The 458-nt window shown below is 35.6% G+C and carries 1 protein-coding gene; it reads left to right on the top strand.

Annotated features, from left to right (window positions below; all coding sequences use genetic code 11):
* Nucleotides 1–458, top strand: a 458-nt coding sequence (locus tag IQR33_RS12250) for a hypothetical protein (protein ID WP_193843720.1), incomplete at both ends; no start/stop codon positions are given.

Genomic DNA, 458 nt, shown 5'->3' with positions numbered 1-458 from the left:
AATCAATCATTACTAAAATAGACATTCCTAGCAAAGTAAAGGATGAATTTGGTAAGCAAAAAAGTGAGATTGTGAAGTCAACCTCGAAAGCTGCGTCACAGAATATTACAAAGACGATCAGTTTGACCTTACAGCAACAAATTGATGACTCAATTACAATGAGATTGAAGCCATATCATCAATTTAATTCTGCTCAAGAAACTTTTAACGTTAGTTTAACCAATAGATTGGATAAATTGGAAAGTGATGTAAATTCATTTGAAGGCGAGTTTGCTAAATTAAACAATAGCCTTTCAAACGGACATACGAAAGCAGAGCTAAGTAATGAGCGTAAACGCTTAAAAGAATTCAACGTTGTGGATGAGATTGCTGAGGGGGTTTTTGCTGTACGTGCACCAGATAGATCCGATAACTCTCCACATTACATCACTCTTTACAAAAGTGAGCCGTTCAAATCA

This window comes from Vibrio sp. OPT46 (assembly GCF_015163535.1).
Classification (GTDB): domain Bacteria; phylum Pseudomonadota; class Gammaproteobacteria; order Enterobacterales; family Vibrionaceae; genus Vibrio; species Vibrio alginolyticus.
This window is presented reverse-complemented; position numbering and strand designations above follow the sequence as displayed.